7 protein-coding genes are annotated in these 7,974 nt (G+C 60.0%); all 7 read right to left on the minus strand.

What is annotated here, in order from left to right:
* Positions 1 to 17: 17 nt before the first annotated feature.
* Entirely contained in the window at positions 18 to 902 is an 885-nt protein-coding gene (locus AC3WTM_RS15810) for a glycosyltransferase (protein WP_102669306.1), read from the minus strand.
* Positions 899 to 2,053 (minus strand): glycosyltransferase family 4 protein, encoded by a 1,155-nt coding sequence (locus AC3WTM_RS15815; RefSeq protein WP_057712280.1) that lies wholly within the window; start codon positions 2,051 to 2,053, stop codon positions 899 to 901. Before AC3WTM_RS15815 ends, AC3WTM_RS15810 begins: the two co-directional genes overlap by 4 nt.
* Positions 2,050 to 3,492, minus strand: coding sequence for a PIG-L family deacetylase (locus tag AC3WTM_RS15820; protein WP_102669315.1), 1,443 nt, complete (start codon positions 3,490 to 3,492; stop codon positions 2,050 to 2,052). Before AC3WTM_RS15820 ends, AC3WTM_RS15815 begins: the two co-directional genes overlap by 4 nt.
* Before the next feature lie 8 nt (positions 3,493 to 3,500).
* Positions 3,501 to 4,397, minus strand: coding sequence for a GNAT family N-acetyltransferase (locus tag AC3WTM_RS15825; protein WP_102669307.1), 897 nt, complete (start codon positions 4,395 to 4,397; stop codon positions 3,501 to 3,503).
* Positions 4,397 to 5,527, minus strand: coding sequence for a glycosyltransferase (locus AC3WTM_RS15830; protein ID WP_102669308.1), 1,131 nt, complete (start codon positions 5,525 to 5,527; stop codon positions 4,397 to 4,399). Before AC3WTM_RS15830 ends, AC3WTM_RS15825 begins: the two co-directional genes overlap by 1 nt.
* Positions 5,511 to 7,268 carry a carbamoyltransferase family protein gene (locus AC3WTM_RS15835; protein ID WP_102669309.1) on the minus strand — a complete coding sequence of 586 codons (1,758 nt, stop codon included), beginning with the start codon at positions 7,266 to 7,268 and terminating at the stop codon, positions 5,511 to 5,513. The genes AC3WTM_RS15830 and AC3WTM_RS15835 overlap by 17 nt, the downstream gene beginning before the upstream one ends.
* Before the next feature lie 166 nt (positions 7,269 to 7,434).
* A complete protein-coding gene (locus AC3WTM_RS15840) occupies positions 7,435 to 7,770 on the minus strand; it encodes a YceK/YidQ family lipoprotein (RefSeq protein WP_102669310.1) in 336 nt (111 codons plus the stop codon).
* Positions 7,771 to 7,974 lie beyond the last annotated feature (204 nt).

The following is a 7,974-nucleotide window of genomic DNA, read 5'->3' on the forward strand; positions in this document are numbered from 1 at the left end:
TGAATCCAGCCTCCGACTCAGTCTTTCTCCAGCCGTGAGAAATACATCCGGCCCAGTCCACGCCAGGTTTTCTTGTTCCAGGCCTTGAACGGAATCTGCGCCAGCAACTCCCGCGCCAGCTTGCGATCACGGTTGGCGGTCTTGAGGAACATGGAATTGAGAAATTTGTAGCGCACCTCGTCATACAGCGGGTGATCGCTGAAGAGCGCGTAGGTGCGCAGGATGCTGTCGATCATGAAGCGGTGATTCTTGTAGGAGTTGGTGGCGTGCTTGCGATAGCGCGCCATCAACACATTCAGACCGTCGATGAAGTAACCGGCATGGGTCACCTTCAGCTCGATCAGTAAGTCTTCCAGGCGAATGGTCGGGTCGAAACCGCCCACCTTGTCCAGCGCTTCGCGGCGGATCATCAGGGTCGGTGCCGGTGGATAGGGCTTGCGCTCGAGGAACATGTCGTCGAAATCCAGACGACGGAACGGCACATCCCGACGCTGGCGCTTCTCGGGGTAGAGATTGCCGTCGGCATCGATCAGTTCAATGTTACCGGCGCAAATGCCGACCTCGGGCTTGCCCTCCATATGCGCGACCTGAGTGGCGATTCGCTCCGGCAGCATGATGTCATCCGAACCGAACGGCACGATCAGGCTGCCCTTGGCCCGGGCAATTGCACCGTTGAGGGTGTTGGTCAGCCCCTGGTTTTCCTGAACCCGGAAGTCGAAGCCATGGATGGCCTGCAATGCCTTGATCCGCTCGACGCTGTCATCCTTCGAGCCGTCGTCGACCACCAGCAACTCGATGTTCCGATAGGTCTGATTGAGGACGCTGAGAATGCTTTCCTCGATGTAAGGAGCGTGGTTGTACGACGCGATGATGACCGTGACGATGGGTTGCGCGTCGTTCATGGCTGCTCCTTGCGGGCCTGTTCCAGGCCGGAATCGATCAGATTGAGGTATTCGCGACGGAACTCCTCAATGTCATGGTGTTGCTGCAGATAACGGAAGGACTGCTCGCCCTTGGCCTTGAGCTCGTCATCCGAAAGGCCAAGATAAGTGTCCAGCGCCGCCTGCAGCGTCGGCACATCCTTCGGCGTAATCGCCAGGCCACCGGCCCCCTCGATGAGCGGCAACATGGCCGGCACGTTCGAGGCGATCACCGGCAAATGCCCGCTCATGCCTTCGAGCAACGCCAGCCCGAGGCCTTCGGCCAAAGAAGGCATGGTCCAGATGTCGAAAGCTCGAATGTACTGCAAGGCAATTTCCTTGAACCCCAGCAAATGGGCGCGACCGCTGAGGCCGAGGCGATCGATTTCCGCGGCCAGGCGCGACTCTTCGCGGCCGGCACCAATGATCGCCAGTTGAGTATTGGGGTATTTGTCCTTGAGTGCCGCGAAGGCCTGCAGCAAATAGATATGGCCCTTGACCGGCACCAGTCGCCCCAACGCACCGATCAGCCGCACCGACGGATCGATGCCCAGCATTTCACGGGCCTTTTCACGACTGTGTTGCAGACCTTCGGCCTGCTCGATGTCGATGGCATTGGTGATGGCATAGGTATTCTGATCAGTGAAGCCGCAGTCACAGTCCAACAGATACTGTTTCACCGCTGGCGACACGCCGACGAAGCGCCAGTGACGATCGATCAGACGCTGGGTCTGGCGGCGCCGGTAAAACCGGTCGTACTCGCCAAAGCCGTGGGAAATGCCGATGCACAACGGCACTTTCAACCAGCGGTTGAGCGCCAGCATCATGTTCACCGGCTTGAAGCGGTTGCAGATCACTACATCGAATTTTTCCCGACGGCAGAACTTGTACAGCTGCCACATGGCCCGCAGGCGCATGCCCTTGAGGGATTTGTCGGAAAATTCGAAGTACACCGAACGGTCGGCTCGGCTCACTGCTTCGCCCGGCCCGGGTTTGCCGCGCAGAAACGCGGCGGTCACTTCATAGCGATCACCGGGTAGGGCCTTGACGATTTGCTCCGCGAGGTCGGCGAAATCATGGGCTTTGACGTTGTAGTCAGGCTGCAGCTGCAGGACCTTTGACCGCTGACTCATAACTCTCCCCGCTGAGAAACATTACCTGGTGTGTGCTTGATGGCCCACAAAAGCTCGTGGCGCCGGACGGCCTTGCGAAAGAATTCGTTCTGGCCATAGGTGGGCGGCAACCGGCCGGCCAACAAACGTTGTATCAACCGACGCAAGCGACGCTTGAACGGCATCGCCGATTGCAGGTCGTGCATCATGCCCAACGCCATGGCCTTGTCTCGCTGCAGCTCCAGCGGCAAGGGCAGGCAATACGGCTGCATCGGCTGGGCCGGATCGAAGGCCGGCGGCAGGGCGATGCCATCACCGGTATCGCCCATTGGCCAGCGGTCGTTGTCGTGCAGGTGATTGGCATAGCCCAATAGCGTGATCGGCTGCCATTCCAGACCTTGCAAGGCTTCGAGGACTGCAGCCTGGGCACAGACATGGTCGGGATGCGGATCGAGGGTCGGATGCGGCAGGACGATGACCTCGGGGCGGGCCCGCAGCAGCAACTCACGCAGATCCGCCAGCAGATTGTTCCAGGTCGGCGCACCATCGACATCGCCCGGCAGCGTGAAAGAATTCAACTGACGGAACAGCCGGGTATCGCCCAGGTCCGCTTCCCGCGATCCCGCGGCCACCGCAGGCGCGGCCTGCATGCTCGCCAGTTGCAGACAGAAATAACCCAGTTGTACGCAGCGGGCCTCGGGTACACCAGCCCAACGTGGCACGGTAATGCTGTCCCAGGTGCGCAGGCGGCCTTTCAAGCGGGCCGCATCGACCTTGTTCAGTCCCATCTGCCGGTAGTGTTCGGCTTCGATTTCGCCCGCTGTCAGCGTGACGATCCAGGTTTCGTCGGCCTGGCTGTACAAACCGTAGGCTGCCAGCTCGGCATCATCGGCGTGGGGCGCGATGACCATCACCCGTTGACGCCGATAATCCGGATATTCCAGTGCCCACAGCACAGGCTCACCGAACACACGACAGAAACGCCCGCGCAAGCGCAGTTCGCCACGCGACAGCGCCTGAGCCTGACCACTGAGATTGAGGTAACGCAGGCCGTTTACGCCTCGCTCGAAGGTTTGTCGATCAGGGTTTTCGCCCCCCGCCAACTCGACCACTGGATCGATAAAACGTCCCAGCCAGGTGCTTTTCACTCGCAGGGCCAGCACCAGCGTCGCATCGTCGACCAGCATCACGCCCTCGTCCAGCCGCAAATGTTCACCGTTCAGATGGATCTTGGGCTGGGGCGTGTAGGGGGGAAAGCTGTACTGGTAATCGTCTTTCGGTGAGTAGAACAGATGGTCGGCAAACCAGGCTTCGTGGGCAACCCAACCCAGAACCGCCAGCACCAGCGGCAACCACCAGGCCACCAGTACACCCATGACGATCAACAGCACCAGCGCAATCAGCAGGCCGATACGTTTGTTGCGCCGATGGCGCTTGAGCAGTTGCTGTTTGCGGCTCATGGTTTGGCTCATACGGTGAAGACCGGTACGGGGTTGCACCAGCGATCCTTGTATTCACGGTCGGCGCGACCGAAGGAAAAGCGCAACGGTTTGTCCTGCGCCCGGGCATGCTCCCAGGCGCTTTGCGTATTGATGAAGCTCAATACGCTACCGGGGCTGAATTCGCGGGTTTCGGGGTCAACGCCGCCGTTGATGTACTCGACGCTGATCCATTCCGGCGCTTCGACGCGGTACACCAGCTGAATCGCAATCGGCGCATCGTTGAGGAAGATCACCGATCCGATCAGCAACTCGCGCAGCAGTTCGAGAACTTCTGCCATACGCGCAGCGCCGGTGGCCGGGAACCCCCAACGACGCTGGAACAGATCACAGTAGATCGCCGCCAATTCAGCGCTGGAAAATTCGCCGACCGGACGCACCACACCGCCCGCCTCTTCCAGTAGACGCAATTCGCGGCGCTGGTTGTAGCGAAACTTCTTCGACAGCTCTTCCGGGGTACGGGCCATGGCCAGTTGTTCTGCCTGCAACTTCATGCCGCTGAAGCGGGTTTCGTTGAGTGCCGACAAGTAGCGTGCACGATGGCGCAGTGGAGCCTGAACATCAGCGGCGGCCGGCAAAATCAGCTCGGCATTGCCGAGATCGAACAAGCCTTTTTTGCCGTTGCGCTTGAGCACATCCTTGGACAGCGCCACATCGCGGCCCCAGGTCGGGATCGCGGCCTTGACTTCGCCCTGTTGCTCCCAGGCCAGATATCGCACCGGGATGCCGGCAAGATCCGCCAGACGTTCGACCACCAGAGGGTGAGTCGCGACGCTTCCGCCAAATTGCTGCCAGGCTTTTGCGTAGGTAGAGGCGTCAACGGGCGACCAGCCACGTTCGCGCCAGCCTTGGAATCGGTTGAGCATCAGCCCCTCGGTGCCAGATCGGTAACTTGCGGCAGACGCCAGAAGGTGTCGCGCACCGCACGGTCGGAGAAACGCTCACGCAAGCGATCAAGCATCATCTCGGCGCATTGACGGCGCTGTTGATCATCCATACCCGCCAAATGTTGCAGGCCTTGTGCAAGGTGTTCAGCATCGCCGAGCGGGAACAGAATGCCCACGCCTTCGACCACTTCCTTGGCCCCGCCACACGCTGTGGCGAGCAAGGGTACGCCAGCGGCCATTGCCTCCAGCAGCACCATGCCGAACGGCTCGTGATCGGAACTCAGGGCAAATACATCAAAGGCGCGGAAATAATTGCGCGCGTCCGGCACCTGACCGAGGAACAGCACCCGATCACCGATACCCAGCTCCCGAGCCAGCTCCTTGAGATCCTGTTCCAGGCGCCCCTTGCCGAGAATCACCAGTTGGCTGTTACCCGGAAGCCCCGGCAACGCCGCAGCAAAACCGTGCAGCAGAGTAGCCTGATCCTTGTCCGGGTGCAGTCGGCCAACGTTGCCGACAACCCACGCATCAGCCGAGAGGCCGAGGGTTTCCCGAGCTTCGCGAGCGGAAACCTGACTGGCTTGCAGCGCAGGCACGTCAATGCGGTTGTAAAGGGTTTGAATACGCGTCGCCGGCCATTTCGGCAGGCATTGGCGCATGTCGTCGCGCACCGCATCGGACACACCGAGCAGGCTCAGACGCTTGCGGAAAATATGCGCGAACAGTTTGCGCGTGCCGCGCTTGTAATCGTCAAACGCGTGGTGCACGCCAATCACAGGCAACGAAGTGCCGAGCAAGGCGATGTAGATCGGCTTGAAGCGATGGGCGATGCAGAAACTGAAGTTGCGCGACGCGGCGATCTTGCGCAGATCGCCGATGGCACCCAGCTTCAGGCCGCGAATGGCCTTGGAGCTGTATTCCATGAACAACACTTCATCGGAAGCACACGCTGCGGCCACCTCGCTATCGGCAGCCCCGGTCAGAAAGACCGTGGTCACCCGATAACCGGTGCCCGCGAACAGGCTGGCGTACTGCCGTGCGCAGTCCAGGAACGGCCCGTCATAGCCGTGGCAGTACTGCAGCACATGGCGTTCAGCCGAGCGAGTCATAAGCGTTTGCGCCCTCTTTGACCACCAGGATGTCTTCCATGATCAGGTACTGCAGATCAGAGCCGAAGAACATATTCAATGCATCGGTCGGCGAGCAGATCATCGGCTCACCACGACGGTTGAGCGAGGTGTTGAGCGACACGCCGTTGCCGGTGAGCACTTCCAGCGCTTTCATCATGTCGTAGTAGCGCGGGTTGTATTCGCGCTTGAGCACCTGGGCGCGGGAGGTGCCGTCTTCGTGGACGACTTCCGGCACGCGGGTTTTCCATTCTTCCGCCACTTCGAAGGTGAAGGTCATGAACGGAGCCGGGTGATCGATCTTGATCATCTGCGGCGCCACGGTGTCGAGCATCGACGGGCAGAAAGGCCTCCAGCGCTCGCGGAACTTGATCTGGTGGTTGATGCGGTCGGCCACGCCCGGCACGCTTGGGCAACCGATGATCGAACGCCCGCCCAGTGCACGCGGACCGAATTCCATGCGTCCCTGGAACCAAGCCACCGGGTTGCCATCGACCATGATTTTGGCGATCTGCTCCGGCATGTTGTCGAGCTTGCGCCACGTTGGCTTGTTGGCGTGACGGGCGCAGGCTGCGATCACGTCTTCGTTGCTGTACGACGGGCCGAGGTAGACGTGTTCCATCTTCTCGACCGGTACGCCACGGGCGTGGGACACATAGGCAGCAGCGCCGACCGCGGTGCCGGCATCACCGGACGCCGGCTGTACGAACAGCTCTTTGACGTCGTCGCGGGCGATGATTTTCTGGTTCAGCTTGACGTTCAATGCACAGCCACCGGCGTAGGCCAGCTTGCCGGTTTGCTTGAGCACGTCGCCCAGGTAGTGGTCGATCATCTGCAACGCAATTTTTTCGAACAGCGCTTGAATGCTCGCGGCGTAGTGGATGTAAGGCTCGTCGGCGATGTCGCCTTCGCGCTTGGGCCCCAGCCACTCGATCAGCTTCGGCGAGAAGTAGTAACCCTTGCCCTTTTCTTTGTAGCGACGCAGGCCGATGACGTTGGCGTAGTCGGTGTTGATCACCAGTTCGCCGTTTTCGAACGAAGCCAGGCGCGAGAAATCGTATTTGCTGGCGTCGCCGTATGGCGCCATGCCCATGACCTTGAACTCACCGTCGAGCATATCGAAACCGAGGAACTCGGTGATCGCGCCATACAGGCCGCCGAGGGAGTCCGGATCGAAGAATTCCTTGATCTTGTGGATCTTGCCGTTTTCGCCGTAACCGAAGAAGGTCGTGGCGTACTCGCCCTTGCCGTCGATGCCCAGGATCGCGGTTTTCTCTTTGAAACCGGAACAGTGATAGGCGCTGGAGGCGTGGGCAAGGTGGTGCTCGACCGGCTCGATCTTGATCTTCTTCGGGTCAAAACCCAGCTGCTCCAGGCACCAGACGATCTTGTTGCGATAGCGCTTGTAGCGACGGTTGCCCATCAGGATCGCGTCGAGTGCACGGTCCGGGGCGTACCAGTAACGCTTGGCGTACTGCCAGCGGGCCTTGCCGAACAGACTGATTGGTGCGAATGGAATCGCGACCACGTCAACGTCGGACGGCTTGATACCGGCCTGTTCCAGGCAGAATTTCGCCGACTCGTAGGGCATGCGGTTCTTTGCATGTTTATCGCGTACGAAGCGCTCCTCTTCAGCCGCCGCGACCAGCTTGCCGTCGATATACAGGGCTGCGGAAGGATCATGGCTAAGGGCGCCGGACAGGCCAAGAATCGTCAATGCCACAGGGGTCTAGCCTCTTTAGTCTGCATGCAGGCGCAAGCGCCTCAAAAATTAATGTGCCCTCGCAATGAGCGAGAGACAGCTAAAGGGCGGGATTATAGCGTAAAAGCGGCGGCAAACCTCTAGCCGCAAGCGGCATGCAACCACGGCCGGGACCTCACGGCATTTTTTATCCGCGCGCAGGCCGCCAATAGATGGCGATACTGCCGTCCACGCTTTGCCGGTAAATCGTGTACGGCAAGACAACGGTATCCAGCGCGCCAGACACGGCAAGGTCCACCAATACGAGCGGCACAAGGATACCCGTAGGGTCTGGCGGTGCATTCAAGACACAGAAGTCGTAGGCGAGGCCGCTGTAGACCCGTGGAATGGATTGGCAATAGGTCTTTTGCCGACGCAGCCCCTGCGCGGCTTGGGCTTCATCCTGCAGGACGGTGGCGGCGGTCCCGCACCCCGTTAGCGACACTGATAAAACACCCGCTGAAACTGCCATTTTGATCGTCACAGCCTACCCTCCGAGAACGTCAGGCAAACTAGCATCGGAGCGATTTGAGCCACAGTTCATGACTTCCCAACATCGCGTAGGACGGTTCACAAGAACTTGTCTGCTTCTCGGTTGGCAGTACCGACCTCATCGCGAGCAAGCTCGCTCCCACATCTATGGATCCCCCCATTTCTGCAATACTGGTTTTGATGCGTGTTTGGCTTG

Source organism: Pseudomonas sp. EU05-FHT14B02, from assembly GCF_058791055.1.